Source organism: Variovorax sp. H27-G14 (genome assembly GCF_046156345.1).
Classification (GTDB): Bacteria; Pseudomonadota; Gammaproteobacteria; order Burkholderiales; family Burkholderiaceae_C; genus Variovorax.
Genome location: NZ_JAYLVN010000001.1, coordinates 296,054 through 322,665 on the forward strand (window position 1 = coordinate 296,054; position 26,612 = coordinate 322,665).

Genomic DNA, 26,612 nt, shown 5'->3' on the forward strand with positions numbered 1-26,612 from the left:
CAGAAACCGGCCGGACCAAGCGCTCATTCGTTCCTCTCAACGATCCCTTTCAGGAGCCTGGTCATGCAGATTTTCGATTACGACAACATTCTTTTGCTCCCCCGCAAGTGCCGCGTGGAGAGCCGCTCCGAGTGCGACACCAGCGTGAAGCTGGGCGAGCGCAGCTTTCGCATGCCGGTGGTGCCGGCCAACATGAAGACGGTGGTCGACGAGTCGATCTGCCTGTGGCTCGCGCAGAACGGCTACTTCTACGTGATGCACCGCTTCGACCTGGACAACGTGCAGTTCGTGCGCGACATGCAGGGCAAGGGCGTGTTCGCCTCCATCTCGCTGGGTGTGAAGAAGCCCGACTACGACACCGTCGACCAGCTGCTGGCCGAGGGCCTGGTGCCCGAGTACGTCACCATCGACATCGCGCACGGCCATGCCGACAGCGTGAAGAACATGATCGGCTACCTCAAGCAGAAGCTGCCCAAGACCTTCGTGATTGCCGGCAACGTCGGCACGCCCGAAGCGGTGATCGACCTGGAGAACTGGGGCGCCGACGCGACCAAGGTGGGCATCGGCCCGGGCAAGGTCTGCATCACCAAGCTGAAGACCGGCTTCGGCACGGGCGGCTGGCAACTGTCGGCGCTCAAGTGGTGCGCACGCGTGGCAACCAAGCCGATCATTGCGGACGGCGGCATTCGCGACCATGGCGACATTGCCAAGAGCGTGCGCTTCGGCGCGTCGATGGTCATGATCGGCTCGCTGTTCGCGGGCCATGAGGAGTCGCCCGGCAAGACCGTGGAGGTCGACGGCGCCTTCTTCAAGGAGTACTACGGCTCGGCCAGCGATTTCAACAAGGGCGAGTACAAGCACGTCGAGGGCAAGCGCATCCTCGAGCCCGTCAAGGGCAAGCTGGCCGACACGCTGATCGAGATGGAGCAGGACGTGCAGAGCTCGATCAGCTACTCGGGCGGGCGCGCGCTGATGGACATCCGCAAGGTCAACTACGTCACCCTGGGCGGCGGCGACAACGCGGGCGAACACCTGCTGATGTAAGCGCCCTGCCCCGCCCCGCCCTGCACGGCCCTCCTCTGGCTGCTCAGGCTTCGAGCAGCTGCACCGCGTGGCGGTGCAGCGTGTGGGCCGGATCGGCGAGCGCATCGACCACGCCGAAGTGGTCGAGCCCCGGCAGCACTTCGCACACCGGCACGGTGTTGCGGCCCCACGCCTCGCGGATCATCGCGTTGTGGCGAATGAACTCTTCGCTTTCCGCGCCGCCGGCAAAGGCATGAAGCTGGCCGCGCCTGGGCGCCGGCCAAAGGGCGGGGCTGGCGCGCAAGGCGTCGGCGTCGCTCAGCTTCAGCGTGTGTTCGAGGAAGGGCGTGTGCTGCAGCGGACGCAGGTCGTACAGACCCGACACCGACAGCGCATTGCGCACGAGCTGCGCGGGCAGGTCGGGCGCAACCGCTTTCCAGTCGCAGGCCAGCAGCGCCGCCGCCATGTGGCCTCCCGCCGAATGGCCCGCTACGGTGATGCGTGAAGGATCGCCGCCATAGGCTGCGACGTGGCGCCAGGTCCATTCGAGCGCGCGCACCATCTGCAGCAGGATCGAAGGCACCGTGACGGGTTGTGCGGGCGTGCCCGGGCACAGCGCGTAGTTGGGCTGCACCACGCAGATGCCGCGGTCGTTGAATGCGGGCGAAATGAACGAGTGGTCCTTCTTGTCCATGGCGCGCCAGTAGCCGCCGTGGATGAAGACCAGCACCGGCGCGTCGGGCACGGGCGCCGGAAAGATGTCGAGCGTTTCGTTCACGCCGTTGCCGTAAGGCACATCGATGCGGGCCGGCAAGGTGTCGCGCGCGGCGGCCGAGTCGCGCGCCCAGCGCTGGAAGTACGCGGCGTGATCTTTCACCCGCGCGAGGTTGTTGTACATGCCTTCCAGCCAGGCGGGATCGAACGAAGCCATGCGCTTTTCTCCGGGTTTTTGCGTGGCGCGCATCTTGGCACGCCGGGGTGTTCCAAACCGGGCGTTCTGGGTAAACTTCGCCCTGTGTCGGGGGGGTAGCTCAGCTGGGAGAGCGCCGCGTTCGCAATGCGGAGGTCGTGAGTTCGATCCTCATCCTCTCCACCAACCGATGCAGAAAAGGCCTTGGCATTTGCCAAGGCCTTTTTCCTTGCGGCTCAGCTGTCCAGCGTCAGGTGCTGGCCGTGCAACGCAGCCGCTGCGGGCGACGCAAGAAAACCGATGGTCTGCGCCGCGACCGAGGTCGACACCCATTCCGCCGGATTCGCATCAGGCATGGCCTGGCGGTTGGCGGGCGTGTCGAGCACGCTCGGCGCCACGCTGTTCACGTTGACGCCATGCGGCGCCGCCTCTGCCGCCATGGCTTCCACCAGGCGCTGCAATGCGCTCTTCGACGCGATGTACGCCGCCATGGCCGGCAAGCCCCGCGCAGCCACCTTGGCCGTGACGGCGATGACGCTGCCGGCGCGACGTTCGATCATCGAAGGCAGCACCGCTTGCGTGACGGCCACGAACGACCATGCATTGAGATTCATCATGCGGTCCCAGCTCTCGCGGGTGAGCGCATGCGTGGCCTCCCCCATTTCAAAGCCGCCCGCGATGTGAACGAGCGCATCGATACGGCCGAAGGACTTGAGCGCCTGCTGTGCAAGGCCCGCCATCTCCGAGGCCGACGTCACGTCGCCCGCGAGCAGCAGATGCTGCGAGTTGTCGAGGCCGGGGAACACGTCGGCGAGCCGGCCTGCATGGTGGTCGACCAGCGCAAGGCGCGCGCCCTGTTCAAGAAAGTGCTGGGCCACGGCGCGACCCAATGCGCCCGCCGCGCCGGTGATCAAGACATGGGGTGTGGTGCTTGCGTCGCTCATCGAAATTCTCCTGGTTGAAGGGCTCTGCCCCATCGGTGATGATGAATCCTAACGTTGCGACTGCAAATTTTCTGGACGACCTCAAAAACTGGGCTATACTCGTGGTCTTGCCAGATAGCAGCAAACGCTGTCTAAGCAAGGGCTCTTAGCTCAGTTGGTAGAGCAGCGGACTCTTAATCCGTAGGTCGAGTGTTCGAGTCACTCAGGGCCCACCACCAACACTGCGGAAACGCTGAAAAACCCGCTACCTCACCGGTAGCGGGTTTTTTTCATTGCGCGTTGCCTGTGCCTTTGTTCCATTCGCTCCATTCATCTACGCAGCGCGTCAGTAGATCGCGGCGCTGGCCCACTTCCGCCACCAGCCATTGCCTTGCGTGCGCTTGCGCCAACTCGCTCGACATGAACCAGCGCTCCCGCTCGTGACTGCCCTGCGCTGGTGGCATGCCCCAGCCCACACCGTGCATTCCAAGAAAAGCCTCGGTCACCGGTAACCGCCCCTCCGTCTTGCCGAGGACCGACAGCGCGCCGTGCGATCCATCCAAAGCGATGCGCACCCTCACGATCTCTTCATCCGCCTCGATGAACGCACCGAGCCCGCCCGATCGATGCACCCGCCAAAGCTGCTCGGCGGACGCATTGCGTACCCAGCTTTCGAGGGCGCGCGTCAAACTCTCCAGAATGTCTTGTCTGTTCATGTCGAATTCCTCACAGTTCGTTGAATCGCCGAAGCGGGTGTCTTGTGCTTGGCTAGCGCCAATACAGGGGTTGATGTTTGGAGACCACGGAATGCGCGTGGCCCGGGCACATGAATTGAAGCGTGAGCTATATTTCCTCCCATGGAAAAGGCGTCAGACATAGGCAAACCCACGGTCCCCATCGATCTGATCGGGCCGGACCACTGGCCTCGCGCCAGACGCGGCGGCGGCCGTGCAACCAAGTTGCTGCTCGCGGTGGTGGGCGGCATGGCAGCCGCAGGCGTGATCGCCTATCGCTTCTTCGGCGTCGGACGCTGACAACGCAAACCTCCCACAAACAAGAAGAGCCCGCTGTCCTAAAGACAGCGGGCTCTTTTCATGGACGTGGACGCATGTCACCGCCATGCCCCTACTGCAGCCGCGAGCCCTTGGGCAGGCGCCTGGCCAGCCACTGGTGCACGTCCGCGCGAATGTTGCGCCCTTCGAGCAGAAAGCTCTCGAAGCGACTCGGCACATAAGGCAGGTAAAGCAGCGGCATGCGCGCCTCCTCCGGCGTGCGCGCTGCCTTGCGGTTGTTGCAGACCGCGCATGCACTCACCAGGTTGGTCCAGGTCCAGGGGCCACCGCGCGATTCGGGCAGCACGTGCTCGCACTGCAGATCACGCTCGTGGAACACGCCCGCACAGTAGGCGCAGGTGTGGCGGTCGCGGCGCAGCAGCTTGGGCTTGGTAACGCTCGGCACCACGTCGAACAGGTTGATCTTCGACGCACCGCGCAGCGCGATGATGGGCGCCACGTCGATGCGCGACTGCACACCACTGGCCAGGTTGAAGCCGCCACGCAGCGTGGCCAGCGGCAGGCCGCCGTCTTCCCAGGCCACGGAGTCGGTGGCGTAGTGCAACACCGCCTGCTCCAGCGAAATCCAGGCTTGCGGCGTGCCCTGAATGTCGAGTTGCAGGACGTGAGTGTTCATGTCTCGCCTCCTTTCGCGGCGATGGGGGTAAGGGTTGAAGCAGTTGAAGTGAAGACAAGGGATTGGTCCGGCCTACCACTCACCCGATGCGCGCACACGCTGGTCGAGATCGAGGCCTTCGATGTGCAGTTCATGGCTTGGCAATACCGACGGGCCATCGGCCCCGCGCTGCGCATCTGTCGCAATGCCGAAGCGCCAGGCCAGCGCAAACACCAGGCGCTTGCGTGGCTGTGCCGGGCGCACGGTGATCATCCGGATCGGGGTGTTGTGCTTGCGCATGGTGGGTTCTCCTTGTTGGATGGTTGTGGTGGTGTGACAGCAAACAAAAAATGGCCCCACGTGCACGACTCGAACGTGCAACCCCTTGCTTCGTAGGCAAGTGCTCTGATCCATTGAGCTAACGCGGGTCTGAAAAAACGGTGTCCTGCTTTTCCATTTCGGTTGTGTCCTCACGCGACGGACAGCACGCTGGGCGCTGTCCCGTAAGACGTCGCTGCACAGGAGAGATCAGTTCCTGCACATCCCGCCAGACCGTCTACGCGGTGGTGTCTGGCGGTGTGGTGAAGGCACACCCGAAATGGCAATACACGGTGGCTGAAAGAACAAAACAAAAAGGCCCGGAACCTTTCGGTGTCCGGGCCTCTGCATGAGAGAGCTTGGAAGGTATGCGCCTATGCGCAACCTCCACCCGGTAGCACCTGATCCTCGAGTTTTCCAATGCGCAAGCTGGCTGCGGCTGTCGTGGAATACGCGCGATGCTGGTGCTGATTCAGTCGAGCCGACGGCATGCCGCCGAAACCATCGCACGCCCCAACACGCACGCGCGATCGGCCCGAGGCGGGTCGAATGCTGGCGAAGTTGAGTGCGGTGTTCACGATGGTTCCTGAGTCAAGAAATTGCGGCTGTCGGCTTTAACGGGTGGGGAAAACAATGCGGCTTGTGCCGCGATGGAAGGCGACTGTAAATAGTGTTTACGGGGCAGTCAACAAGCGGGACAATCTTTTCTTGTCTCGTTGTTGTTTTTGAACAGTGCCCAATATCACCGTCGCGCGCCGCCGCAATGCCCTCACGTTGCACCGCCGCTTTCTCGAAGAGGCCGTCGCCGCCGGCCTGCCAGCCAAGGGGCTGGACCAGGCCTTTGCCAAGAAGATCGAAATCTCCCCGAGCATGTGGAGCCAGATCAAAAGCGCCCGGCCCATCGGCGACAACCTGGCACGGCAAATCGAGCGGCACTGCGGCGTCGAGCCGGCCTGGCTCGACAAGGAAGACCGCCCTTCAGAAGTGCCCGATGCGGCGGAAGAGCGCTTCATTGCGGCGGCGCGCGAGGCATGGCGTTCGGCCAATGCCAAAGGCAAGAAGGAACTCAGTGGCTGGCTGAAGAAGCGCGCGCAGGATGCGGAAGGCAGCGCGCCTGCATCCTGAATGAACGTCAGCCCAACGTGGGCGCGTTGCGCACAATGGCCGCGCGCATGTCTGGCGGAATCTCGACCGCGCGGTGGGTTTCAAGCGACGTGGTCACCAGCACCTGCTTCACCTGCATGCGCAACTCGCCGGCGGCCGCGTCGAAGCAACGCACCAGCAAGGCCATCGAGCGTGACCCCAGCCGCTCCACCGTGAGCCCCAGCATCACCTGGTCGCCCATACGGCTCACCGCGCGAAAGTCGGCCTCCAGCTTCACGGTCGGCAAGCCGATGCGCCGCTGCGCCACCAGCCCGTGGTAGCTGAGCCCCAGACCTTCGTTCACCCAGTCTTCGACCAGACCGTTGAGCATCACGAAGTACTGCGGATAGAAGACGATGCCCGCCGGATCGCAATCGGAGAAGCGAATCAGCCGAGGCCGGCGAAATTCGTTGCTCTCGGCCAGCAGGTCGATGTGCGTAGGCTCGCTCATCGTCAGCCCTCTTCGCCCGAAGGCTCGCCGCGCATCACGTGCACGCGCAGCAGGCCCAGTTGCGTGTGCAACTGCTTCACCGTTTTCATGTCGAGCCCCGAGAACATCTCCAGGATCCATTGCTCGTGCTCGCTCGCCATCGTCTCGAAGGCGCGGCGCCCCGCGGGCGTGAGGCTCACGATCCACGCGCGGCGGTCTTCGGGGCTGGGCGCGCGCGCCACCATGCCTTCGCGCTCCAGCTCGTCCGTGAGGCCGGTGACATTGCCGCCGGTCACCATCAGGTAGCGCGAGAGCACGCGCATCTTCAGGCCGTCCTTGTAGCGATGCAGCTGTGCCATGTAGTCGAAGCGCGCGAGCGAGATGCCGAAGCGCTCGCGCAGCCGACGGCGTATTTCGGCCTCGATCTGCGTGGTGCTGGCCAGCATGCGCAGCCACAGCTTGAGCATGGCGTGGTCTTCATGACCCGCGCGGGCTTCGTGCCCCAGTTCTTCGGCGTCGCTCAGCGCGGCATGCGAGGCGTCGTCGCGCGTCATGTCACTTCTCCGCCGGACACCGAGATCGACTGGCCGGTGACCGATGCAGCCCCTTCACCGCACAGCCAGCGCACGGTATCGGCCACCTCCGTGGGCTGCACGATGCGCTTTTGCGGGTTGACGCTGGAGAACTCCGCCAGCGCATCGGCCTCGCTGCGCCCGGTCTTGCCGACCACGTTGGCCACGCTGTTGCGCAGGATGTCGGTGTCGGTGTAGCCCGGGCACACGGCGTTCACCGTGATGCCCTTGCGTGCCACTTCCAGCGCCAGCGAACGCGTGAGCCCGATCACGCCGTGCTTGGCCGCGGTGTAGGCCGCCACGTAGGCATAGCCCTTCTGCCCCGCCGTGCTGGCGATGTTGACGATGCGCCCCCAGCCGGTGTCCAGCATGTCGGGCAGCGCGGCCTGGGCGCACAAAAAGCTGCCCGTGAGGTTGACCGACAGCATGCGCTGCCACAGCTCGAACGAGGTCTTGAGAAAGGGCGCGCTCTCGGCCGCGCCGGCGTTGTTGATCAGCACCGCCACCGGGCCGCGCGCGGCGCGGGCCTCGGCGAAGGCCGCTTGCACCGCTTCGGGGTTGGCCACGTCGGCGGCAACAACGCCGTGCCCGCTGCCGAAGAGCGTGTCGGCAACCCGCTGCAGCGCCTCACGGTCGCGGCCCAGGAGGGTGAGACACGCACCCTCCGCGGCCAGGGTGCGCGCGATTTCCGCGCCAATGCCGCGCGCCGCGCCGGTAACGAGTACATGGCGGCCAGTCAGTGAATTTGATTGCATAACTGAATGTTTTAGTTGTGAATCATTTTAGCGGCAGGCTTCGTGCACCCGTTGTCACCGCATGAAACGCCCGTTGCAGGGGCCACCTGAATCAGGCCCGTCAGGCCCGCGCGGGCCGACCGTCCCACGTCCTGGGCCCCACGCCGCGCTCGCGCAGCTTGAACTTCTGCACCTTTCCGTTCTCCGTGCGCGGCAGGTCGGCCAGCATGTCGATGTAGCGCGGCACGGCAAAGTACGGCAGGCGGCTCTCGCAAAAGCGCACCAGCTCGACCGGGTCGACAACGGCGCCTTCGCGAGCGACCAGCGCGGCCATCACCTCGTCCTCGGCCAGCTCGGAGCGCACCGGGTACACCGCGCAAGAAGCCACTCCCGGGTGGCTCAGCAGCACCTGCTCGACTTCGAACGACGAGATGTTCTCGCCGCGCCGGCGAATCGCGTCCTTGATGCGGTCGACGAAACGAAACGCGCCGTCGGCGTCCTGCACCACGCGGTCGCCGGTGTGGAACCACAGATTGCGCCAGGCCTCGACCGTCTTGGCCGGCATGTTGAAGTAGCCGCTCGCAAAGGCATGCGGCTCGTCCGCGCGCAGCAGAAGTTCGCCGGCCTCGCCGGGTGGCAGGGCCACGTCGTCGTCATCGGCCACGCGCGCCTGAAAGCCCGGCCGCAGCCAGCCCATGACGCCGCCGCGCGGCGAGTCCGGCGCGGTGGCAATGGCGAAGTTGGTTTCGGTCGAGCCGTAGCCCTCGAGCAGCGACACGCCCGTGCGCGCCTTGAACGCGGCACCCGCGGCCGAAGGCACGCCCGGCCCCAGCCCCAGGCGCACGCGGTGCGCGCGCTCGCCGGGCCCCTCCGGTTGCGCCAGCAGTATCGGCACCATCGCGCCCAGCAGGTAGACCACCGTGGCACCGCTCGCACGCATTGCCGGCCAGAAGCCCGATGCCGAAAAGCGCGGCTCGAACACCACTTCGGCACCCGTCAGCGCAGCCTGCGCGAAGGTGTTGAGCGCGTTGATGTGGAACAGCGGCAGCGTCGTGCACAGCACGTCGTCGGCGTTCACGCCCAGCACCTCGGCGCTGTTCACGCCCCACCAGAAATACTGCGCATGCGGGCAGACCACGCCCTTCGCGGGGCCTGTGGTGCCCGAGGTGTAAAGGATCGCCAGCGGGTCGCCGGGCTGAACCGGCGCCGGGGCGACGGGGTCGCATGCATCCGGATAGGCCACCACGCGCACGCTGGCAGGTGCGCGCCATGCCGCCACATCCGTCTGTGCGTCGGCCTCCCCCACCACCCATATCTCGCGCAGTGCGGTGCGCGACAGGTCCGCCGTGGCAAGCCGTGCCAGAAAGCCCGCCTCGATCACCAGCAGCTTCGCTTCGCTGTCCGCCAGAAAGTATTCGATCTGCGGCCCCATCGATGCCGAGTTGATCGGCACGCTGGCCGCCCCCAGCCAGCCGGCGCCCAGAAAGCTTTCGACAAACTCGATGCGGTTGCCGCACATCACCGCGATGCGGTCCCCACGCACCACGCCCGCGGCCGCCAGGGCCCCCGCGCGCAAGGCCGCGGCTTGGGCCGCGTCACGGTGCGTCCATGCACGCCCCGCAATCTTCAGCAGCGCGCGCGGCCCGAAGCGCTCGGCCTGGCGCTGCAGCATGGCCGGCAGCGTGCGCTGCGCGGGCGGCACGGCGCGCGCGTCACTCGTCATCGTGCGTGCCTCCGCCCAGGTAGGTTGCCTGCACACGCGGGTCGCTCGCCAGTTCGGCCGACGCGCCCGACAGCGCAATTTCGCCGGTCTCCAGCACATAGCCCTGGTCGGAGCTCTCGAGCGCGGCGCGCGCGTTCTGCTCCACCAACAGGATCGACACGCCGTCTTCGCGCAGCTTGCGCACGATGGTCAGAATGTCGCGCACGATCAGCGGCGCCAGGCCCAGGCTGGGCTCGTCGAGCATCAGCAGGCGCGGCGCGGACATCAGCGCGCGCCCCACGGCCAGCATCTGCCGCTCGCCGCCGGAGAGCGTGTCGGCGCGCTGCGACCGGCGCTCGGCCAGCCGCGGAAAGCGGTCGTACACCGACTGCAACCGCTTCCTCATTGCATCGCCGCGCAGCCGCTTGGCAGAGGCGCCCAGCTGCAGGTTGTCGAGCACGGTGAGCTCGCCGAACAACTCGCGCTTCTCGGGCACGAGGCACAGGCCGCGCTCCACGCGCGCCTCCACGTCCAACCCCTGCAGGTCTTCGCCCTCGAAGCGCAGCGTGCCCTTGCATGGCAACAGCCCCATCGCCGCGGCCAGCAGCGTGGTCTTGCCCGCGCCGTTGGGGCCGATCACCGAAATGATCTGCCCGTGCTGCAGGTCGAGCGACACACCACGCACCGCCTCCACCTGCCCGTAAGACACATGCAGGTCGCCAATCTCAAGCATGGCAGTCATACAACGCTCCCCAGGTAAGCCGCCTGCACACGCTCGTCGGCGCGCACCGCCGACGGCACGCCCTCCACGAGCTTGGAGCCGAAGTTCATCACCACCAGCCGGTCCACCAGTTTCATCACGAAGTCCATGTCGTGTTCGACGATGAGAATGGTCACGCCGTCGTCGCGCAGCTTGCGCAGCAGGTCGCCGAGCGCCATCTTTTCCTTGCGGCGCAGGCCGGCGGCGGGCTCGTCCAGCACCAGCAGCACCGGGTCGGCGGCCAATGCGCGCGCAATTTCCAGAATGCGCTGCGTGCCGAGCGGCAGGCTGCCCGCCAGCTCGTGCGCGCGCTCGCCCAGGCCGATGCGGTCGAGTTGGCGCTGCGCCTCCTGAAGAATCTGGCTTTCTTCCGCGCGGTCCAGCCGCAGGCCCGCCTTCAGAATGCCCGAGCGCGTGCGCGAGTGCGCGCCCAGCGCCACGTTGTCGAGCAGGCTCATGCGCGGCCTCAGCTTCACATGCTGGAAGGTGCGCGCCAGGCCCAGCCGCGCCACCTGCCGCTGCGGCAGGCCGGCGATGTCGTGGTCCAGAAAGCGCACCTGGCCCGCGCTCATGGGCAGCGTGCAGGTCAGCAGGTTGAACATGGTCGACTTGCCCGCGCCGTTCGGCCCGATCAGCCCGACGATCTCTCCGGCCTTCACGTCGAAGCTCACATCGTTCACCGCCACCAGCCCGCCAAAGCGCTTGACCACGCCGTTGACCGACAGCACCGGTGAACCGCGTGCAGGCAGCGTGCGACTGGCCAGCGGCTCGACCGGTGCCGCCTCGTGGCGCGACGGCCCTTGCGAAGCGCCACGCCGGTGCGTCCAGCGGCGCAGCAGCCCCATCACGCCGCCACGTGCAAAGTGCAGCAGCAGGATGAACAGCGCGGCAAAGGCGACCGCCTCCAGTTGGCCGGCTCGCTGCGTGAGCAGCGGCAGCACGTCCTGCAGGCCGTTCTTCAACACCAGCACCAGCGCCGCGCCCACCAGCGCACCCGCCAGTTGCCCCAGCCCGCCGGCCACGGCCATCAGCAGGTACTCGATGCTGGCGCGCACGTCGAAGGGCGACGGGCTCACAAAGCGGTTCATGTGCGCGTAGAGCCAACCCGCCAGCCCCGCGAACAGCGCGGCCGTCACGAACAGCGAGAGCCGCACCCGGTACGCATCCGCCCCCACGCTGGCCAGCAGCGTGGCGCCGCCGCGCAGTCCGCGAATGGCCCGCCCTGGCCGCGACTGCAGCAGGTTGTGGCTGAACAGGCAAGCCAGGCCGACCATCACCCAGATCAGGTAGTACATCGCGCGCGGCTCGGCCAGCGACCAGCCCGCGACCTGCAGCGCCGGAATGTTCGACAGCCCCGTGTGCCGGCCCAGTGCATCGACATTGCCGAACAGCATGGCAATCGACAGCCCCCACGCGATGGTGCTCAGCGGCAAGAAGTGCCCGCCGAGCCGCAGCGTGAGCATGCCGATGGCCAGCGCCGACAGGCCCGTGAGCAGCAGCGCGAACAGCAGCCCGATCCACGGCGACATGCCCTGCGTGGTCGTGAGCCAGGCCGTGGCGTAGGCCGCGATGCCCACGAACGCAGCCTGCCCGAAGGAGGTGGCGCCACCCACGCCGGTCAACAGCACCAGGCCCAGCGCCACCAGCGCGCCAATGCCGATGTCGTTCAGCAGCGAAACTGTGAAGCTCCCCGCCACGGCCGGCACCAACGCCAGCACCACGACGATGCCGGCGATCCACGCCATGCGCTTCTTGTTGTCGGCGTTCATTGGTCCACCTCGTCTTCTTCGTCTTCGGCGTGCACCGCCATGAAGGAGCGCAGCATCAGCACCGGAATCAGCAGGCTGAACACGATCACGTCTTTCAGCGCGCCGCTCCAGAACGAGGCAAAGCTCTCCACCACGCCGACCGCGAGCGCGCCCACGGCCGTCATCGGGTAGCTCACCAGCCCGCCGATGATCGCGGCCACGAAGGCCTTCAGGCCGATGATGAAACCCGAGTCGTAGTACATGGTCGTCACCGGCGCGATGAGCACGCCGATGAGCCCCGCCAGCAGCGACGCGCAACCGTACGCCAGCAGCGCGGTGCGCACCGGCCGGATGCCCACCAGCCGCGCGCCCACGCGGTTCACTGCCGTGGCGCGCAGCGCCTTCCCGGCCACCGTGCGCTCGAACACCAGAAAGAACAGCCCGCTCAGCACAATGGCCGCCCCCACCATCAGCACCACCTGGCCGCTGACGGTGAAGCTTTCGCCCAGCGTGAACACCGCGCTGGTCAGCGGCGTGGTGCGCGAGCCTTCAGGCCCGAAGAACAGCAGGCCCAGGCCCGACAGCAAAAAGTGCAGCGCCAGCGACACGATCAGCAGCACCAGCACCGACGCATCCGCGATCGGCTGAAATACCACCCGCGCAAGCAGCGGCGCAATGGGCACCACCAGCAGCACGGCCACCGCAATGTGCACCGCCACCGGCACGCCGGGCCGCGCGGCAAGCCATGCCAGCAGGCACGGAATGGCGGGCAGCACGCCCCACATCAGCACCGCCTTGGGAATGCGCGCGGTCTCGCCGCGCCGCAGCAGGCTGCCGACCTCGGTGGCCAGCGCCAGCGCGGCCAGCACGGCCACCATGCCGATGGTCGCCGGCACGTGGCCGGTTTCGAAGGCCGCCAGCGACAGAGCCGCAAAGGCCGCGATGTCGCCGAAGGGCACGAACACCACCCGCGTGACCGAAAAGATCAGCACCAGCCCCAGGCCGGCCAGCAGATAGACGGCACCGTTGGCCAGGCCGTCGGTGAGAAGAATGAGTGCCACGTCCCATGTCATTGCGCGGCCCTCCGGCAAGGAAAAGGCGTGCGGTTCAAGGTGCGAGCTTCCATTGGCCGTTGTCGAGCTTGACGATCACGCGGGCGCGTTCGTCCACGCCGTACAGGCTGCCCGGCTTGAAGGTGTACACACCGTGCGTGCCCACCACTTCCTTGGTGCTGAAGATGGCATCGCGCAGCGCCACGCGAAATTCAGGCGTGCCCGGCTCGGCCTTCTTCATGGCGCGCGAGGCGGCATCGACGAACACCAGCCAGCCGTCGAACGAATAGGCAGAAAAAGCGTCGCTGGTCGGCGCGTTGTTGACCTTCTGGAACACGGCGCGGAACTCGGTCGCGATCTTCTTGGTCGGGTAGCTGTCGGGCAGTTGCTCGGCCACGATCACCGGGCCCGTGGGCATCAGCGCGTTCTGGCCGGCCGCCCCCACCACGCGCACGAAGTCGGGGTTGATCAGCCCGTGCTGGCCGTACACGCCGCCCTTGAAGCCGCGCTCCTGCAGCGCCAGAAACGGCAGCGCGCCCGGCGTGCCGGCGCCGCCGGTCATCACCGCGTCGGGCCGCAGCGCGACGATCTTCAGCACCTGGCCCGTGACCGACGCATCGGCGCGCGCATAGCGCTCGTTGCTCACCACCTTGATGCCGGCGCCCGGCGCGGCCTTCATGAGCGCGTCGTACACCAGGTCGCCCCAGGCGTCGGTGAAGCCGATGTAGCCCACCGTCTTCACGTTGTTGCGCTTCATGCGCTCCACCACCGCGTCGATCATCAACTGGGTCGGCTGCGCGACGGTCATCACCCACGGGTTGTCGGCCGGGTCGAGCAGGATCGGCGTGAGGCCGATCATCGGCGTCTTCGCCTCCTTGCCGACCTGCGCCATCGCAATGGCGGCGGGCACGCCCGAAGTGCCCATGAGCACATCGACCTTTTCTTCCTCGATCAGCTTGCGCGCGTTGCGCCCGGCCGTGGTCGGGTCGGAGCCGTCGTCCAGCACGATGAGCTGCACCTTGCGCCCGTTCACCTCGGGCTTGTAGGCCAGCGCGGCCTGCATGCCCTTGGCGTAAGGCACGCCCAGCGAGGAGTTGGGCCCCGACAGCGACACGCTGAGGCCGACCTTCAGGTCGGCCGCGAATGCGCTGGCAACGCCGCAGGCGGTCAGCGCCGCGGCGAGTGTGCCGCGTGTCAAGGTCTGCATCAGGCTCTTCATGTCGTAGCTCCGGTGGGGATGGTGGGAATGAACGGGTAACTCAGATGAACAACTGAATGGCCGGCAAGGCGCGCGCGGCATCGAGCAGGTCGATGCGCTTCTCGCGAATGCGCCAGCCGTCGGGCGTGCGAACCAGGTGGTGGTGGGCCGTGCCGCTGAGCAGCACATGGTCTTGCCCGCGCGCCTCGACATACAGGAACGGCGTGCGCAGGCGCGCTTCGTCGTCGCTCTGTTGCTCGATGCGCGACGGCTGCAGCACGTGCTGGCTGTGGCTGGGCGGGTGCTGCGAATGGGCGCGCGGGTTCTTCAACCGCTCCACGCGCAGCTGCAGCAGCAGCCGGTCTTCGTAGGCCAGCGAGTTGTGCGAGAACGGGTCGGCCTGCGCCGCGCCGAGCAGCGGCACCCAGTAGTGGCCGTCTTCGGCGAACAGCGCAAGCCATTCGTCGAAGCGCTTGGCGTCGATCAACTCTGCCTCAAGGGCGATCAGGTCGCGTGGGTCCATCATGGCGCGGCCTCCGTGGCCATGCCCGCGGTCATCGAGCGGGCCCAGGCGCGAAACTGGTTGCGCATCAGCAGCTCGTTGGTGCCGTTGGTGGTCACCGTGGCCTGCTGCGTTTCGGCCGGGTCGTGGTTGCGGTGCAGGCTGATCCATTCGTTGCCGCCGGCGCGCAAGCCCTGCTGGATGCTTTCGAACAGGTGCACGTCGTCGTGCGCCACCACCGACATGGGCGAAAACACGAGGCGGTTGTAGCTCATGGCGCGCTCGAACAGCAGCGCGGGTGCACCGGCCGCGCGAAAGCTCCAGGCCTCGATCAGCGTGCGGTTGGCCGCCAGCGGGCGAATCACGCGAATGGCTTGCGGCGAGCCCTTGACCGACAGGCTCGGGTAGAACACCGAGTTCTGCGGCGAGCGCTGCAATATCTCGCTGGCACGTGCCTCGCCGTGCGCGGCGCGCATCGCGGCCTCGTACTCGGGCAACTGCGCGTAGTTGGAGTGGATGCTGAAGTTCACCCCCAGCACGCTGTGGCCGTTGGCGAACACGCGCCCGCCCATCTTGTCGAAGAATTCGTAGCCCGAGCCGAAGGGCAGGATCTGCTCCATCGCCATCGGCTTGGGGTCGGTGGGTGCGTGGCCTTCCCACAGCGCCTCCGCCGCCTTGGTCGCCGACTCGTGCGTCGACATCGGGTGCACCGTGTCGTTGATGTTCTCCAGGTACATCTTCCAGTTGCAGTGCACGATGCTGCGCAGCACGCCGCCACCCACGCTGAGCTTGCCTTCGGGCGAGCGGTCGACCATGTTGTCGATGGCGCCGAGCACCTCGCCGAAATAGTCTTCGAACGAAGGGCCCGTGTCGGACAACCGCACGAACACGAAGTCGCGGTACACCTTCACGTGCTTCACCACCGACAGCCCCTGCCCTGACTCGCAGGCCTTCAGTTGCGTGCCCTCGTAGCCGTTCTTCAGCGGCAGCCCCAGCGGCGCGCCGTCGAGCTTGTAGGTCCAGGCGTGGTACGGGCAGCGAAAGAAGCGCCCGGTGTTGCCGCTTTCGTCCGTGACCAGCTGCGTGCCCTTGTGGGCGCAGCGGTTGTAGAGCACATGCACGTCGCCGTCGGGCTGGCGCACCATGAGCAGCGGGCGCCCCGCGATGTCTTGCGTCACGAAGTCGCCGGGCTCGGGCACCTGACTGGCGTGGCCCAGAAAGACCCAGGTGTTGGTGAACAGGTTCTCCTGCTCCAGCGCAAAAAGCTCTTCGCTGAGGTACAGGTCGCGGTGCACCCGGTCGTCGCGGACCAGCGCCGCGACCAGATCGGGGCGGTTTCGGTAGGTCGTCATGGAGATGGGCTCGGTGGTGCCTGGGTCGCTGGGCGGCGGCCTAGGGAACCAGCTTCCACTGGCCCTTGGTCATCTGCACGATGACCACGCCGCGCTGGTCGGAGCCGTAGCGGTCGTCGGGCTTGAAGGTGTACACGCCGTGCGTGCCCACCAGCTCCTTGGTGCTCACGATGGCGTCGCGCAGCGCCGTGCGGTACTGCGGCGTGCCCGGCTCGCCCTTGGTGCGCGAGGCGGCATCGGCCAGCAGCAGGTAGGCGTCGTAGGTGTACGAAGAGAAGGCATCGGTCGGCACCGCGCCGTTGACCTTCTGGTACGCGCTTCTGAACCCCATCGACACCTTCTTGATCGGGTTGCTGTCGGGCAGCTGGTCGGCCACCAGCACGGGGCCGCTGGGCACCTGCAGGCCTTCGATGGAGGCGCCGCCCACGCGCACGAAGTCGGCGTTGATGAGCCCGTGCGTGCCGTAGATTTTTCCCTTGTAGCCGCGCTCTGCCAGTGCCAGGTAGGGCAGCGCGCCGGGCGTGCCCGAGTTGCCGGCAAACACGGCGTCGGGCCGTGTCGCAACGATCTTCAGCACCTGTCCGGCCACCGACGAATCGCTGCGCGCATAGCGTTCGTTCGACACCACCTTGATGCCGGCGGCGTCGGCGCTCTTCACGAGCGAGTCGTAGGCCAGGTCACCGAGTGCGTCGGAGAAGCCGATGAAGGCCACGGTCTTCACGCCCGACTTCTTCATGCGATCGACCACGCCGGCGACCATGAGCGGAAACGGCTGCGACACGGTGACGGTCCATGCGCCTTCGGGGCCGGCGATGGTGACGGGGGTGGGCGAGATGAGTGGTGTGTTGAGTTCCCTGGCCACGGCGGCGATGGCCATCGCACCAGGAACGCCAGAGGTGCCGATGAGCACGTCGACCTTGTCTTCGGTCACCAGCTTGCGTGCATTGCGTGCGGCAGTGGTGGGGTCGGAGGCGTCGTCGAGCACGATCAGCTGCACCTTTCGTCCTGCAATTTCCGGGTGTTCGGCAATAGCGGCACGAATGCCTTTTTCATACGGAATCCCGAGCGCGGCGACGGGGCCCGAGAGTGAGCTGATGAAGCCGATCTTCAGGTCGGCCGCCATGGCCTGTGCCGCTGTCAACGCCATTGCTGTTGCGCCGAGTAGGTGGGTGAGCTTGTTGTTCATCTCAGGTTTCCGGTGATAAGAGCTGTTGATCGAAGGCTGTTTGTTTGAGGCGCTGTTGTTCTGGGCTTCGTTGTTCAGGGCGTGTGCACAGGCCGCCGGGTACTCCCCTCCGCGAATGTCCCCCGCTTCGCTCCTCCTTTATTTCGCTGCGGGGAGTACCCGACGCCCTGTGCACCTGGGCACGCTGCTGGTGTTCCGCCGATCAACGACTGTTCCGAATAACGCTCAGGAGGGTGGGGTGCCTTGCGCAGCGAAATAAAGGAGGAGGCCGCAGGCCGGGGGACATTCGCGGAGCAAGGCACCCCGCCCTCGTGAGCGCGCCCCGAATGCGTTTCGACTGACAACAAAACCGAACAGCGAGTCATCTCAGGGCACCAACTTCCACTGCCCCTTTTCGAGCTTCACGACAACCCGCGAACGGTCGTCCGAACCGTATCGGTCCGTCGGCTTGAAGTTGTAGACCGAGTGGGTGCCGACCAACTCCTTGGTGGTGACGATGGCATCGCGAAGGGCCAGACGGAACTGCGGCGTGCCAGGCTCGGTCTTGGTGGCCAACGCACGCTGCGCCGCGTCAAGGTAGATCAACCACGCATCGAAGCTGTAAGCCGAAAACGTGTCCGTAGGCGCCGCACCGTTGGCCTTCTGGTAGGCCGCACGGAAGTCCATCGAGATCTTCTTCATCGGGTTGGTGTCAGGCAACTGCTCCGCCACCACCACCGGCCCCGTGGGCGCCAACAGACCTTCGACCGACGCGCCGCCCACGCGGATGAAGTCCGGGTTGATCAGCGAATGCATGCCGTAGATCTTTCCCTTGTAGCCACGCTCCGTCAGCGCCAGGTACGGCAGCGCGCCGGGCGTGCCAGAGGCACCCGTGATGACCGCGTCGGGCTTCAACGCGACGATCTTCAGCACCTGCCCCGCCACCGAAGAATCGCTGCGCGCATAACGCTCGTTCGACACCACCTTGATGCCGGCCGTGGGCGCCGACTTCATGAGCGCGTCGTACACCAGGTCACCCCAGGCGTCGGAGTAGCCGATGTAGGCCACCGTCTTCACGCCGGCCTGCTTCATCTTCTCGACCATCGCGCCCATCATCAGCGGCGCTGGCTGCGGCAAGGTCACCATCCATGCGCCCTCCTCGCCCGCCAGGTCGGCGTTGGCGATGGAGATCAGCGGTGTCTTCGTTTCACGCGCCACGCCCGCAATGGCCAATGAGCCGGGGGCGCCCGCGGTGCCGATGATGACGTCGACCTTGTCTTCCTCGATCAGCTTGCGCGCATTGCGCGCGGCCGTGGACGGGTCTGACGCATCGTCGAGCTGAATCACCTGCACCTTGCGCCCACCCACCTCCGACTTGTACGCCAGCGCGGCCTTCATGCCCTTGTCGTAAGGGATGCCGAGCGAGGACACGGGGCCCGACATCGACGTGATGAAACCGACCTTCAGGTCGGCGGTCCACGCGCTCGCGGCGCTCAGCGCACCAAGGCCCGCGGCAATGGCGGTAAGGGTGCGAATTCGGTTCAGGACTTTCATGTCGATGCTCCAGAGGTGGTTTTTTAACGAACGTGGGAAAGCGAAAAAACGAATTCAGAGGGCCAGGCTGCCGACGCTGGTGCCGCCGCACACATAGAGCACCTGGCCGGTGACGAAGCTGTTGTCGGCATCGGCAAAGAACCGCACGGCGCGTGCCACATCGGCCGATTCACCCAGGCGCTTGACGGGCACCGAAGCGGCAAGCGCGCGCTCCTTTTCGCTGCCGGCCTCGACCACGTCGTAGAACATGTCGGTGCGAATGGGGCCGGGTGCGACCACGTTCACCGTGATGCCGTCGGCCGCGAGCTCCAGCGCCCAGGTGCGCGCCATGCCCAGCATGCCGGCCTTGGTGGCCGAATAGCTGGTGCGCGTGGCCAGGCCCAGCGCAGCGCGAGAAGACAACAGCACCACGCGGCCGAAGCGCTGCGCACGCATGGCGGGCAGCGCACCCTGCACGAGCTGAATGGCGCAGCCCAGGTGCAGGTCGACCAGCGCGTCGAGGTCGTCGAGCTTCACGTCGGGCAGCAGCGCGGCGCGGATCACGCCGGCGTTGTGCACGACGGTGGTGGGCGCGAAGCGCTGCACCAGCTCCTGCACGGCCTGGCCGGTCGCGGCACGGTCGCTCAGGTCGACTTCGATGCTGTGCAGCTTGGGATGGTCGATTTCGGCCTTGCGGCGCGCGAGCGACACCACCTCGTAGCCCTGCGCGAGCAGGTCTTCGCAGATGGCCTTGCCGATGCCGGCACTGCCGCCGGTGACGGCGGCGACCTTGGGGGCGGTCCCGCTCATGCCGACGCTCCCACCAACGCCAGCACGCGCAGCGGGCTCCCACTGCCCTTTTCGATCTTCAGCGGCGGGCAGATCAGCACCGCGCCCGCGGGCGGCAGCAGATCGAGGTTGCTCAAACACTGCAGCCCATAGCGCCCCGCCCCATGCATGTAGTAGTGGCACGGATACGGCGGCCGCAGGTGATAGCCCTGCCCCGCATCGGTGCCGATGGCCTCGGAGCCGAAGCCCAGCACATCGCGCTGCTCCACCAGAAAGCGCACAGCCTCCGTGCTCGGCCCCGGCGTGTGCTGCCCGGTCTCGTCGAAGTTCTGATACGCCTCGGGGTCGCTGCGCTTGGACCAGTCGGTGCGCATCAGCACCCATGCGCCCTTCGGGATGCGACCATGCGCGGCTTCGTAGCGTTCGATGTCGGCCACGCTCAGCAGGTAGTCGTCGTTGCCCTGCACATCGGCCGAACAATCGATCACGCAGGCCGGTGCCACGAAGTGCTGCACGGGAATCGTGTCGACCGAGTTGTTCGGCAGGTCACGGCCGGAGATCCAGTGGATCGGTGCGTCGAAGTGCGTGCCCGTGTGCTCGCCGCAGGAGAAGTTGTTCCAGTACCAGCCGGGGCCGCGCTCGTCGTACTTCGACACTTCTTCGATGCGGAAGGGCCAGCACTGGCCCATCTCGGGCGGCAGCGCAATCTGCGGGAACTCGGGAGTCAGCGTCTGCGTGAGGTCGATCACGCGGATGCGGCCAGTGGCCATGGCCGTCACCAGACCGCCGAGAATTTCGGCGGCGGACATCAGTTCGGTGGTGTTTGTCGTCATCGTGTGGCTCCTGTTCTCAACCGCCCGCGGCCAGTTCGCGCTCCAGCACCTTCGGGTTGTCGCGCCAGCGCTCCAGCCACTCCTGCGCCACGTCGCCGGGGTACACGTCTTCCACGCCGTCGCGCAGCGCCTTCACGATGGCGTTGGCCAGCGCGGTGGGTGCCAGCTTGGGGGGCGGCGTGTGCTGGTTCCATTCGTCGTCGATGGGGCCGGGGAACACATTGATCACGCGGATGCCGGCCGGCCGCATTTCTGCACGCAGGCACTGCGCAAGCGAATGCGCCGCCGCCTTCGACGCGCTGAAGGTGCCGTGCGGCGGAAAGTTGCTGAGCGCGTAGATCGACAGCAGGTTGACCCATGCGGTCGCGCCGGTTTCGCCGTCGGCCGAGCGGCCCTTGAGCGCGGGGCCGAACTCCTGCGCCAGGCGCAGCAGGCCGAAGTAGTTGATGTCCATCTCGGCCTTGGCCACGTCGGTGCCGCGTCGCGCGCCAATGCCGAAGGTGCGGTGCACCTCGGCGTTGTTGATCACGATGTCGACCTTGCCGCCGATGGAGCCCGCCAGCTCTGTCACCTGGCGGCCGTTGGTCAGGTCCAGCGGCACCAGCGTGACCTGCGGCAGCGCGGAGATGTCGTCGAGCCCGCTGCCCATCTTCTTCCAGGGTTCGGCATGGCCGACCCAGACGATGTCGGCACCGGCCTTCACCAGCGCACGCACGATGGCCTGACCGGTCTCGGTCTTGCCGTCGGTCACCAGCGCCTTGCGGAACTTGGGGTCGCTGGTCATTTCACGCAGCATCTTGTCGTCGGCCATATGGGCACTCCCTTCATTCGGAAAACCAATGAGAACGGCCTGGCCCGCGCGGTCGAGCCGGGCGCCGACAAGGACGCGTGCGGGCGCTTCGCCGACTTCGCCGTGCAGATGGACCATCAGCGTGGGGCCTGCGTCCAGGTGCACCAAACCCAGCCGCCAAGGCAGCCGCTCCTTGAAGAACAGGTCGTTGCTGTGATGCAGCGTGGTGCTGCCGAGCAGCGCGCCCTCGCCGCTCTGTTCGCGCCAGCGCAACGCGGCGGACAGGCACTTGTGGCACACCTCGCGCGGCGGGTACTGCACCGTGCCGCAGTCTTCGCAGGTCTGCAGCTCGAAGCGGCCTTCCGCGGCAGCGGCTGTGAGGTTGAGCGCCACGCGGCCGCGCGCGCCGGGCGGCAGGTTCATCTGCCGGGTGCGCAGCACCGGGTTCTTGCGCGGTGGGCGCATCAAGGGCATGGTCATTCCGGCCTCCCAAGAATGACGGCGCCTGTGCACAGGCAGCGGTCGTAGGTCACCATGCCGAAGCCGGCGACAAGGCCCAACTGGGCGTCGGGCACCGTGCGCTTGCCGGCTTGATCCGTCAGTTGGCGAATTGCCTCGACCATCCCCAGAAAGCCGCCGGCCGCGCCGGCCTGCCCGGCCGACAACTGTCCGCCGCTGGTGTTGTTCGGAAAGCTGCCGTCGAAGGTCATGGTGTGCGACTGCACGAAGGCCGAGGCCTCGCCCTTCTCGCAGAAGCCCAGGTCTTCGAACTGCATCATCACGATGACGGGGTAGTCGTCATAGGTCTGCACGAAGTCGAGCGCGGCGGGCTGCACGCCGGCCTGTGCGTAGAGGTCGTCGCGGTCCTGGCGCCAGCCGCCCTGCACCATCACCGGGTCGTCGGCATAGGCGTTGTGGCGCTCGATGGCGCCGCGAATCACCACGTGCGCCAGGCCCAGGTCGCGGGCGCGCTCTTCGCTCATCACCAGGAAGGCGTCGGCGCCGGCGCAGGGCATCACGCAGTCGAACAGGTGGATCGGGTCGGAGATGGGGCGCGCGGCCATGTACTCGTCGAGCGTCAGGCCCTTCTTGAACATCGCGTTCGGGTTGCCCAGCGCGTTGGTGCGCTGGTCGACGCAGATGCGGCCGAAGTCTTCGCGCGTCGCGCCGTAGGTGCGCATGTAGTTGGCGGTGATGAACGCGAAAATCGAGTTGGGCCCGCCCGAGCCGTACGGGTAGCTGGCGTCGCGCGCGAAGTTGCTGAAGCTGCCCAGCGTCTGGCGGAAGGAGTCGACATGGTTGGTGTCCGCCCCCACGCAGGCCACGATGTCGGCATCGCCGGCCTGCACCGCGCGCGCCGCACGGCGCAGGCACATCACGCCGGACGCACCGCCCGTGGGCACATGGTCGAGCCAGCGCGGCGACAGGCCCAGGTGCTGCGTGACGCCCACGGCCGTGTCGGGCGCGAGCGAGAAGCTGCTGAGGCACAGGCCGTCGATCTGTTCCTTGGGCACGCCGCTTGCCTTCACCAGCGCCTCCAGGGCCTGGCCGATGAACCAGTGCGCGGTGCGCGTCGAGTAGCGCAGATAAGGCACGGTGACGGGCACGGCCACGGCCACGCCTTCGTAGGAGTGACGGCGTCGAAGATTCACCATCTTGAGGACTCCATCGCGGGTTGCGTTGTCGGGTGCTTTTGTTCAGGGCGGGTGCACAGGACACCCGGTATCCCTTTCCTCGAATGTCCCCCGGCCTTGCGGCCTCCTCCTTTATTTCTCGGAAAGGGATACCGGGTGTCCTGCGCACTTGGGCAGGCTGCTGGTGCAACGCCGATCAACGACCACTCTGGACAACGAGCCCGTCGATGGTGGGCCTCTTTTCGCGAAATAAAGGAGGAGGCCGCAGGCCGGGGGACATTCGCGAAAAGAGGCACGCCGTCGGCGGGCTCGCGCCCTGAACAGCGACCGTCGAATGCAGGAGAAGACGAAGAAGAAGACGAAGATTTCATCCTAAGCCTGCCGCTTCTTCATGGCCCGCGTGTCAATGCAGTTCGGCTGCGCCGGCAGCGCCTGCGCCAAAGTACGCAGCTCACCACGCTGGATCTTCTGCGACGGTGTGAGCGGCAGCGCATCGACGAAGGCCACGTACCCGGGCGCCTTGTAGTACGCCAGCTGCGCGAGCGCATGCTCGACGATGCTGGCGGCCGTTTGCGCGGGCTGCGAGGCATCGGCGCCTTCACGCATCACGATGCAGGCCAGCACCTCGTCGCCGCGCACCGCGTCGGGGGTGGCGGCCACGGCCGATGCCTTCACCGCCGGATGCTGGTTGAGCACGCTCTCGACCTCCACCGCGGAGATGTTCTCGCCGCTGCGCCGAATGACGTTCTTCTTGCGGTCGACGAAGAAGAAGTTGCCTTCGCTGTCGCGGCGCACCAGGTCGCCGGTGTGGAACCAGCCCTCGGCCCAGGCCTCGCGCGTGGCTTCTTCGTCCTTCAGGTAGCCGGAGAAAAAGTGGGCCTTCGGGTCGTGGCCCGACGAGCGCACGAGCAGTTCACCGGGCATGTCGGTGGCCGCGTCGTTGCCGGCGTCGTCCACCAGGCGAATCTCGACGAACTCTTCCTGCCGCCCGAAGCAGCTGGTGCCCACCAGTCGCGGCTCTCGGTTGGCCATGATGCAGGCGGCCGCGCCGGTCTCTGTCATGGCCCAGGCCTCGACCAGCGGGAAGCCGAAGCGCGCTTCGAAGGGCGCGTGGTTCTTGCGGTCCACGCCGGCGCCAAAGCCCCAGCGGATGGCATGGTCGCGGTCGGCCGGCGATGCGGGTGCCGACAGCAGCATGGCCGGCATCACGCCCAGGTAATGCGCGATGGTCGCGCCGCTCTCCTTGGCGCTGGCCAACCAGCTCTTCGGGTGGAAGCGGTCGAGCTGCACCAGGCAACCGCCCGCAACCAGCACCACCATGGTGGAGAACGCCATCGCGTTCATGTGATTGAGCGGCAGCGGCGTGATGACGCGCTCGGCGTCGGGGCGAATGCCGCACACGCCGTCGAGCGCCGCGTACCACTCGCCCGCGCGCAGAAAGTAGGCATTGCTCAGGATGCAACCCTTCGGCCGGCCCGTGGTGCCTGATGTGTAGAGCAGGCCGCATTCGGTGTCGGTGCCGATGGGTGCGTGGGCGCGCGGTGCGGCAGCTTTTGCTGGCGGCACGGCGTCGTCGGGGCCCATGGTCTCGAATGCCACGCCGGCCTGCGCGGCCGCCGTTTGCAGATCGGCCGCGCGGCTCGGCAGCGTCACGGCCAGGCCGATCTCGCTGTGGCCGATCAGGTAGACCAACTCGGCCGAGCGCATGTCGGCATTGATGGGCACCACGCTGGCGCCCAGCGCGTTCAGCGCGAGCCAATGGAAAAGGAAGGCCGGCCGGTTCTCCAGCAGCAGGCCGATGCGGTGGCCGTGCCCGTAGCCGGCCTCGGCATAGGCCGTGCGCAGGCGCTCGATCTGCGCTGCCGCCTCGCCCCAACGGATGGCGCCGGCATCGATGCCATAGGCAGCGGCCGTCACCGATTCGGTGAACAGAAACTCGGCCTGCGGCGTGCGCGCCGCGGTGGCCTGAAAAACGTCGTGGACGGTAGAGGCTTGCATCGCGTCCCTAGATGAAGAGCTGCACGGCCGGCAGGGCCGCGTCGCAGTTGAGCAGGTTCACGCGCTTGAGCGTCATGCGCAGCGCGCCGCCCTGCACCGTGAGGTGGTGGAAGAAGGTGCCGACGTAGAACTGCAGCTCATCGCCCTGCGCCTCGGTGTAGTGGAACGCGGTGCGCACCACATGGTGGTTGGCCACGGTGTCGAACTGCTCCACCACCGGCAGCTGCAGCAGGTGATGGCAGCGGCTCGCCGGTTGCTGCGAGAAGGCACGCGGGCTCTTGAGGCGCTCGATGCGCAGGTCGCGCAGCAGCTTGTCTTCGTACAGGTGCGAGGTGTGGTTGAGGCCGTCTTCCTGGTCGGGCACGAGCGGGATCCAGTAGAAGGCGTCGTCGGTGAAGAGCGCGTTCCACTCCTCGTAGCGGCGCGTGTCGAGCAGGTGCGCTTCGTGCACGACGAAGTCGACCAAATCCTGGTGGGTGATCTGGTGGGAGATCTGGAGGGTGGTGTCGGTGCCGGCCATCACATCGTCTCCGTCATGCGCTGCACCCAGCTGCGGTACTGGTTGCGCATCGGCAGCTCGTTGGTGCCGCCGGTGGTGATTTCTCCGCCCCCCAGCTCCGACGCGTCGTAGTCGCGGTGCAGGCTCACCCATTCGTTGCCGCTCGCGTGCAGGCCGGCCTGCATGCCGCGGTAGGCCTGCAGGTCGTCGTGGCCCACCACCGAGAACGGCGAATTGATCAGGCGGTTGTACATGGTGGTGCGCTGCAGCAGCTCGGGCGGGGCGCCCTTCAGGCGGAAGGTCCAGCTCTCGATCAGCGTCTTGTCGGCGGAGATGGGCTTGACCACGCGAATCGCCTGAATGGCGCCCTTGATCGTCAGGTTCGGGTAGTACACGGTGTTGTGCCGCGCCATGCCCAGGATCTGGGCGGTCTTCTCCTCGCCGTAGCGCGCCTTCATGGCGTCGTCGTATGCGGGAATTGCCTTGTACTTGCTGTGGATGCTGAAGTGCACGCCGGTGAAGCTGTGGCCGTTGTCGTACGCGCGAATGCCCATGTCCTCGAAGAACTTGTAGTCGGACATGAAGGGCACGAACTGTTCCACGGCCATGGGCTTGGGCGCGTCTTCGGGCTGGTCGGCCCACATGCGCTTGGCGGTGCCGGCCGACGACTCGTGCGCCACCATCGGGTGCATGGTGTCGTTGAGGTTCTCCACGAACATCTTCCAGTTGCACTGGTGCACAAAGCGCAGGCAGCCGCCGGCAATTTCGAGTTCTCCTTCCGGCGAGCGGTCGGCCATGTTGTCGATGGAGCTCAGCGAGTCGCCGAAGTACGCGTCGAAGTCGGGGCCGGCATCGTTGATCTTCACGAAGATGAAGCCGCGGTGGCTGCGCACATGCTTCACGGTGGTAAGGCCCTTGCCCGACTCGCATTCGTGCAGCTGCGTGTGCTCGTAGCCGGTCTTCAGCGGAATCGCCAGCGGCGCGCCGTCGGTCTTGAAGGTCCATGCGTGGTACGGGCAGCGAAAGAATTTGCCAGTGTTGCCGCACGGCCCGTTGACCAGCCGCGAGCCCTTGTGGGCGCAGCGGTTCATCATGGCGCGCACGCTGCCGTCGCTGTGGCGCACGATGATCAGCGGGCGCCCCGCAATCTCGTTGCTGATCCAGTCGCCGGGCTTGGGCAGCTGGCTCTCGTGGCCGACGTAGTTCCAGGTGTTGGCGAAGAAGTGCTCCTGCTCCAGCTCGAACAGCTCCTGGCTGGTGTACAGGTCGCGGTGCACGCGGTCGGGCTGCACCAGCGCGCGAATGGCTTCGGGGTTGTCTCTGTACGCGGTCATGG

27 protein-coding genes and 3 tRNA genes are annotated in these 26,612 nt (G+C 66.6%); 5 read left to right on the plus strand and 25 right to left on the minus strand.

What is annotated here, in order from left to right:
• The first annotated feature begins 63 nt into the window (after nucleotides 1-63).
• The gene (locus tag VLK31_RS01400; protein WP_409166579.1) at nucleotides 64-1,044 is read left to right on the plus strand and encodes a GMP reductase; all 981 of its coding nucleotides are present in this window, start codon (nucleotides 64-66) and stop codon (nucleotides 1,042-1,044) included.
• Nucleotides 1,045-1,087: 43 nt separating this feature from the next.
• On the opposite strand, the gene VLK31_RS01405 is transcribed toward VLK31_RS01400, so the two are convergent.
• Nucleotides 1,088-1,954, minus strand: a complete 867-nt coding sequence (locus tag VLK31_RS01405; protein WP_409166580.1) for an alpha/beta hydrolase — start codon at nucleotides 1,952-1,954, stop codon at nucleotides 1,088-1,090.
• Nucleotides 1,955-2,043: 89 nt separating this feature from the next.
• Here VLK31_RS01405 and VLK31_RS01410 point away from each other — a divergent pair.
• Nucleotides 2,044-2,119 (plus strand) — tRNA-Ala (locus tag VLK31_RS01410).
• A gap of 50 nt (nucleotides 2,120-2,169) precedes the next feature.
• On the opposite strand, the gene VLK31_RS01415 is transcribed toward VLK31_RS01410, so the two are convergent.
• Complete coding sequence (locus VLK31_RS01415) at nucleotides 2,170-2,877, minus strand: SDR family NAD(P)-dependent oxidoreductase (RefSeq protein ID WP_409166581.1); 708 nt, start codon at nucleotides 2,875-2,877, stop codon at nucleotides 2,170-2,172.
• A 139-nt stretch (nucleotides 2,878-3,016) separates the two neighbouring features.
• Between VLK31_RS01415 and VLK31_RS01420 the strand changes: the two genes are divergently transcribed.
• A tRNA-Lys gene (locus VLK31_RS01420) sits at nucleotides 3,017-3,092 on the plus strand.
• A 54-nt stretch (nucleotides 3,093-3,146) separates the two neighbouring features.
• Here the strand turns inward: VLK31_RS01420 and VLK31_RS01425 are convergent.
• Nucleotides 3,147-3,572: a hypothetical protein gene (locus VLK31_RS01425; RefSeq protein WP_409166582.1), complete on the minus strand. Its 426-nt coding sequence runs from the start codon at nucleotides 3,570-3,572 to the stop codon at nucleotides 3,147-3,149.
• Nucleotides 3,573-3,713: 141 nt separating this feature from the next.
• Between VLK31_RS01425 and VLK31_RS01430 the strand changes: the two genes are divergently transcribed.
• A complete protein-coding gene (locus VLK31_RS01430) occupies nucleotides 3,714-3,890 on the plus strand; it encodes a hypothetical protein (protein ID WP_409166583.1) in 177 nt (58 codons plus the stop codon).
• A gap of 91 nt (nucleotides 3,891-3,981) precedes the next feature.
• Here the strand turns inward: VLK31_RS01430 and VLK31_RS01435 are convergent, their stop codons facing one another.
• The 3 genes from VLK31_RS01435 to VLK31_RS01445 all read right to left on the minus strand — a co-directional run bounded on the left by VLK31_RS01435 (nucleotide 3,982) and on the right by VLK31_RS01445 (nucleotide 4,952).
• The gene (locus VLK31_RS01435; RefSeq protein ID WP_409166584.1) at nucleotides 3,982-4,545 is read right to left on the minus strand and encodes an HNH endonuclease; all 564 of its coding nucleotides are present in this window, start codon (nucleotides 4,543-4,545) and stop codon (nucleotides 3,982-3,984) included.
• Nucleotides 4,546-4,617: 72 nt separating this feature from the next.
• A complete protein-coding gene (locus tag VLK31_RS01440; RefSeq protein ID WP_409166585.1) occupies nucleotides 4,618-4,824 on the minus strand; it encodes a short-chain dehydrogenase in 207 nt (68 codons plus the stop codon).
• A gap of 51 nt (nucleotides 4,825-4,875) precedes the next feature.
• A tRNA-Arg gene (locus VLK31_RS01445) sits at nucleotides 4,876-4,952 on the minus strand.
• Between the two features lie 622 nt (nucleotides 4,953-5,574).
• Here VLK31_RS01445 and VLK31_RS01450 point away from each other — a divergent pair.
• Nucleotides 5,575-5,967, plus strand: a complete 393-nt coding sequence (locus VLK31_RS01450; protein ID WP_409166586.1) for a hypothetical protein — start codon at nucleotides 5,575-5,577, stop codon at nucleotides 5,965-5,967.
• Nucleotides 5,968-5,974: 7 nt separating this feature from the next.
• On the opposite strand, the gene VLK31_RS01455 is transcribed toward VLK31_RS01450, so the two are convergent.
• The 19 genes from VLK31_RS01455 to VLK31_RS01545 form a co-directional block, all read right to left on the minus strand.
• Nucleotides 5,975-6,436, minus strand: coding sequence for an acyl-CoA thioesterase (locus VLK31_RS01455; protein ID WP_409166587.1), 462 nt, complete (start codon nucleotides 6,434-6,436; stop codon nucleotides 5,975-5,977).
• Nucleotides 6,437-6,438: 2 nt separating this feature from the next.
• Nucleotides 6,439-6,969 carry a MarR family winged helix-turn-helix transcriptional regulator gene (locus VLK31_RS01460; RefSeq protein WP_409166588.1) on the minus strand — a complete coding sequence of 177 codons (531 nt, stop codon included), beginning with the start codon at nucleotides 6,967-6,969 and terminating at the stop codon, nucleotides 6,439-6,441.
• Nucleotides 6,966-7,742, minus strand: coding sequence for an SDR family NAD(P)-dependent oxidoreductase (locus VLK31_RS01465; RefSeq protein ID WP_409166589.1), 777 nt, complete (start codon nucleotides 7,740-7,742; stop codon nucleotides 6,966-6,968). The genes VLK31_RS01460 and VLK31_RS01465 overlap by 4 nt, the downstream gene beginning before the upstream one ends.
• A 100-nt stretch (nucleotides 7,743-7,842) precedes the next feature.
• Entirely contained in the window at nucleotides 7,843-9,444 is a 1,602-nt protein-coding gene (locus VLK31_RS01470; RefSeq protein WP_409166590.1) for an ATP-dependent acyl-CoA ligase, read from the minus strand.
• Complete coding sequence (locus tag VLK31_RS01475) at nucleotides 9,434-10,165, minus strand: ABC transporter ATP-binding protein (RefSeq protein WP_409166591.1); 732 nt, start codon at nucleotides 10,163-10,165, stop codon at nucleotides 9,434-9,436. Before VLK31_RS01475 ends, VLK31_RS01470 begins: the two co-directional genes overlap by 11 nt.
• On the minus strand, nucleotides 10,162-11,952 hold the full coding sequence (locus VLK31_RS01480; protein ID WP_409166592.1) for an ABC transporter permease subunit: 1,791 nt from the start codon (nucleotides 11,950-11,952) through the stop codon (nucleotides 10,162-10,164). Before VLK31_RS01480 ends, VLK31_RS01475 begins: the two co-directional genes overlap by 4 nt.
• Complete coding sequence (locus VLK31_RS01485) at nucleotides 11,949-13,004, minus strand: branched-chain amino acid ABC transporter permease (RefSeq protein ID WP_409166593.1); 1,056 nt, start codon at nucleotides 13,002-13,004, stop codon at nucleotides 11,949-11,951. The genes VLK31_RS01480 and VLK31_RS01485 overlap by 4 nt, the downstream gene beginning before the upstream one ends.
• Before the next feature lie 34 nt (nucleotides 13,005-13,038).
• Nucleotides 13,039-14,202, minus strand: a complete 1,164-nt coding sequence (locus VLK31_RS01490; RefSeq protein WP_409166594.1) for an ABC transporter substrate-binding protein — start codon at nucleotides 14,200-14,202, stop codon at nucleotides 13,039-13,041.
• Nucleotides 14,203-14,242: 40 nt separating this feature from the next.
• Nucleotides 14,243-14,707 carry an aromatic-ring-hydroxylating dioxygenase subunit beta gene (locus VLK31_RS01495; protein ID WP_409166595.1) on the minus strand — a complete coding sequence of 155 codons (465 nt, stop codon included), beginning with the start codon at nucleotides 14,705-14,707 and terminating at the stop codon, nucleotides 14,243-14,245.
• Nucleotides 14,704-16,035 (minus strand): aromatic ring-hydroxylating dioxygenase subunit alpha, encoded by a 1,332-nt coding sequence (locus VLK31_RS01500; RefSeq protein ID WP_409166596.1) that lies wholly within the window; start codon nucleotides 16,033-16,035, stop codon nucleotides 14,704-14,706. The genes VLK31_RS01495 and VLK31_RS01500 overlap by 4 nt, the downstream gene beginning before the upstream one ends.
• A gap of 40 nt (nucleotides 16,036-16,075) precedes the next feature.
• Nucleotides 16,076-17,221: an ABC transporter substrate-binding protein gene (locus tag VLK31_RS01505; protein WP_409166597.1), complete on the minus strand. Its 1,146-nt coding sequence runs from the start codon at nucleotides 17,219-17,221 to the stop codon at nucleotides 16,076-16,078.
• Between the two features lie 366 nt (nucleotides 17,222-17,587).
• On the minus strand, nucleotides 17,588-18,754 hold the full coding sequence (locus VLK31_RS01510; protein ID WP_409166598.1) for an ABC transporter substrate-binding protein: 1,167 nt from the start codon (nucleotides 18,752-18,754) through the stop codon (nucleotides 17,588-17,590).
• Nucleotides 18,755-18,808: 54 nt separating this feature from the next.
• A complete protein-coding gene (locus VLK31_RS01515; protein ID WP_409166599.1) occupies nucleotides 18,809-19,543 on the minus strand; it encodes an SDR family NAD(P)-dependent oxidoreductase in 735 nt (244 codons plus the stop codon).
• Complete coding sequence (locus VLK31_RS01520; protein WP_409166600.1) at nucleotides 19,540-20,355, minus strand: cyclase family protein; 816 nt, start codon at nucleotides 20,353-20,355, stop codon at nucleotides 19,540-19,542. The genes VLK31_RS01515 and VLK31_RS01520 overlap by 4 nt, the downstream gene beginning before the upstream one ends.
• Nucleotides 20,356-20,371: 16 nt before the next feature.
• A complete protein-coding gene (locus VLK31_RS01525; RefSeq protein ID WP_409166601.1) occupies nucleotides 20,372-21,625 on the minus strand; it encodes an SDR family NAD(P)-dependent oxidoreductase in 1,254 nt (417 codons plus the stop codon).
• On the minus strand, nucleotides 21,622-22,800 hold the full coding sequence (locus tag VLK31_RS01530) for a thiolase family protein (protein WP_409166602.1): 1,179 nt from the start codon (nucleotides 22,798-22,800) through the stop codon (nucleotides 21,622-21,624). The genes VLK31_RS01525 and VLK31_RS01530 overlap by 4 nt, the downstream gene beginning before the upstream one ends.
• Before the next feature lie 351 nt (nucleotides 22,801-23,151).
• Complete coding sequence (locus VLK31_RS01535) at nucleotides 23,152-24,777, minus strand: AMP-binding protein (RefSeq protein ID WP_409166603.1); 1,626 nt, start codon at nucleotides 24,775-24,777, stop codon at nucleotides 23,152-23,154.
• Between the two features lie 7 nt (nucleotides 24,778-24,784).
• Entirely contained in the window at nucleotides 24,785-25,297 is a 513-nt protein-coding gene (locus VLK31_RS01540; RefSeq protein WP_409166604.1) for an aromatic-ring-hydroxylating dioxygenase subunit beta, read from the minus strand.
• On the minus strand, nucleotides 25,297-26,610 hold the full coding sequence (locus VLK31_RS01545) for an aromatic ring-hydroxylating dioxygenase subunit alpha (RefSeq protein ID WP_409166605.1): 1,314 nt from the start codon (nucleotides 26,608-26,610) through the stop codon (nucleotides 25,297-25,299). Before VLK31_RS01545 ends, VLK31_RS01540 begins: the two co-directional genes overlap by 1 nt.
• Nucleotides 26,611-26,612 lie beyond the last annotated feature (2 nt).

What these genes read in the sequence shown, in the direction of transcription:
- VLK31_RS01400 (WP_409166579.1), top strand. Translation starts at nt 64, where the DNA reads ATGCAGATTTTCGATTACGACAACATTCTTTTGCTCCCCCGCAAGTGC.
- VLK31_RS01405 (WP_409166580.1), bottom strand. Translation starts at nt 1,954, where the DNA reads ATGGCTTCGTTCGATCCCGCCTGGCTGGAAGGCATGTACAACAACCTC.
- VLK31_RS01415 (WP_409166581.1), bottom strand. Translation starts at nt 2,877, where the DNA reads ATGAGCGACGCAAGCACCACACCCCATGTCTTGATCACCGGCGCGGCG.
- VLK31_RS01425 (WP_409166582.1), bottom strand. Translation starts at nt 3,572, where the DNA reads ATGAACAGACAAGACATTCTGGAGAGTTTGACGCGCGCCCTCGAAAGC.
- VLK31_RS01430 (WP_409166583.1), top strand. Translation starts at nt 3,714, where the DNA reads ATGGAAAAGGCGTCAGACATAGGCAAACCCACGGTCCCCATCGATCTG.
- VLK31_RS01435 (WP_409166584.1), bottom strand. Translation starts at nt 4,545, where the DNA reads ATGAACACTCACGTCCTGCAACTCGACATTCAGGGCACGCCGCAAGCC.
- VLK31_RS01440 (WP_409166585.1), bottom strand. Translation starts at nt 4,824, where the DNA reads ATGCGCAAGCACAACACCCCGATCCGGATGATCACCGTGCGCCCGGCA.
- VLK31_RS01455 (WP_409166587.1), bottom strand. Translation starts at nt 6,436, where the DNA reads ATGAGCGAGCCTACGCACATCGACCTGCTGGCCGAGAGCAACGAATTT.
- VLK31_RS01460 (WP_409166588.1), bottom strand. Translation starts at nt 6,969, where the DNA reads ATGACGCGCGACGACGCCTCGCATGCCGCGCTGAGCGACGCCGAAGAA.
- VLK31_RS01465 (WP_409166589.1), bottom strand. Translation starts at nt 7,742, where the DNA reads ATGCAATCAAATTCACTGACTGGCCGCCATGTACTCGTTACCGGCGCG.
- VLK31_RS01470 (WP_409166590.1), bottom strand. Translation starts at nt 9,444, where the DNA reads ATGACGAGTGACGCGCGCGCCGTGCCGCCCGCGCAGCGCACGCTGCCG.
- VLK31_RS01475 (WP_409166591.1), bottom strand. Translation starts at nt 10,165, where the DNA reads ATGACTGCCATGCTTGAGATTGGCGACCTGCATGTGTCTTACGGGCAG.
- VLK31_RS01480 (WP_409166592.1), bottom strand. Translation starts at nt 11,952, where the DNA reads ATGAACGCCGACAACAAGAAGCGCATGGCGTGGATCGCCGGCATCGTC.
- VLK31_RS01485 (WP_409166593.1), bottom strand. Translation starts at nt 13,004, where the DNA reads ATGACATGGGACGTGGCACTCATTCTTCTCACCGACGGCCTGGCCAAC.
- VLK31_RS01490 (WP_409166594.1), bottom strand. Translation starts at nt 14,202, where the DNA reads ATGAAGAGCCTGATGCAGACCTTGACACGCGGCACACTCGCCGCGGCG.
- VLK31_RS01495 (WP_409166595.1), bottom strand. Translation starts at nt 14,707, where the DNA reads ATGATGGACCCACGCGACCTGATCGCCCTTGAGGCAGAGTTGATCGAC.
- VLK31_RS01500 (WP_409166596.1), bottom strand. Translation starts at nt 16,035, where the DNA reads ATGACGACCTACCGAAACCGCCCCGATCTGGTCGCGGCGCTGGTCCGC.
- VLK31_RS01505 (WP_409166597.1), bottom strand. Translation starts at nt 17,221, where the DNA reads ATGAACAACAAGCTCACCCACCTACTCGGCGCAACAGCAATGGCGTTG.
- VLK31_RS01510 (WP_409166598.1), bottom strand. Translation starts at nt 18,754, where the DNA reads ATGAAAGTCCTGAACCGAATTCGCACCCTTACCGCCATTGCCGCGGGC.
- VLK31_RS01515 (WP_409166599.1), bottom strand. Translation starts at nt 19,543, where the DNA reads ATGAGCGGGACCGCCCCCAAGGTCGCCGCCGTCACCGGCGGCAGTGCC.
- VLK31_RS01520 (WP_409166600.1), bottom strand. Translation starts at nt 20,355, where the DNA reads ATGACGACAAACACCACCGAACTGATGTCCGCCGCCGAAATTCTCGGC.
- VLK31_RS01525 (WP_409166601.1), bottom strand. Translation starts at nt 21,625, where the DNA reads ATGACCATGCCCTTGATGCGCCCACCGCGCAAGAACCCGGTGCTGCGC.
- VLK31_RS01530 (WP_409166602.1), bottom strand. Translation starts at nt 22,800, where the DNA reads ATGGTGAATCTTCGACGCCGTCACTCCTACGAAGGCGTGGCCGTGGCC.
- VLK31_RS01535 (WP_409166603.1), bottom strand. Translation starts at nt 24,777, where the DNA reads ATGCAAGCCTCTACCGTCCACGACGTTTTTCAGGCCACCGCGGCGCGC.
- VLK31_RS01540 (WP_409166604.1), bottom strand. Translation starts at nt 25,297, where the DNA reads ATGGCCGGCACCGACACCACCCTCCAGATCTCCCACCAGATCACCCAC.
- VLK31_RS01545 (WP_409166605.1), bottom strand. Translation starts at nt 26,610, where the DNA reads ATGACCGCGTACAGAGACAACCCCGAAGCCATTCGCGCGCTGGTGCAG.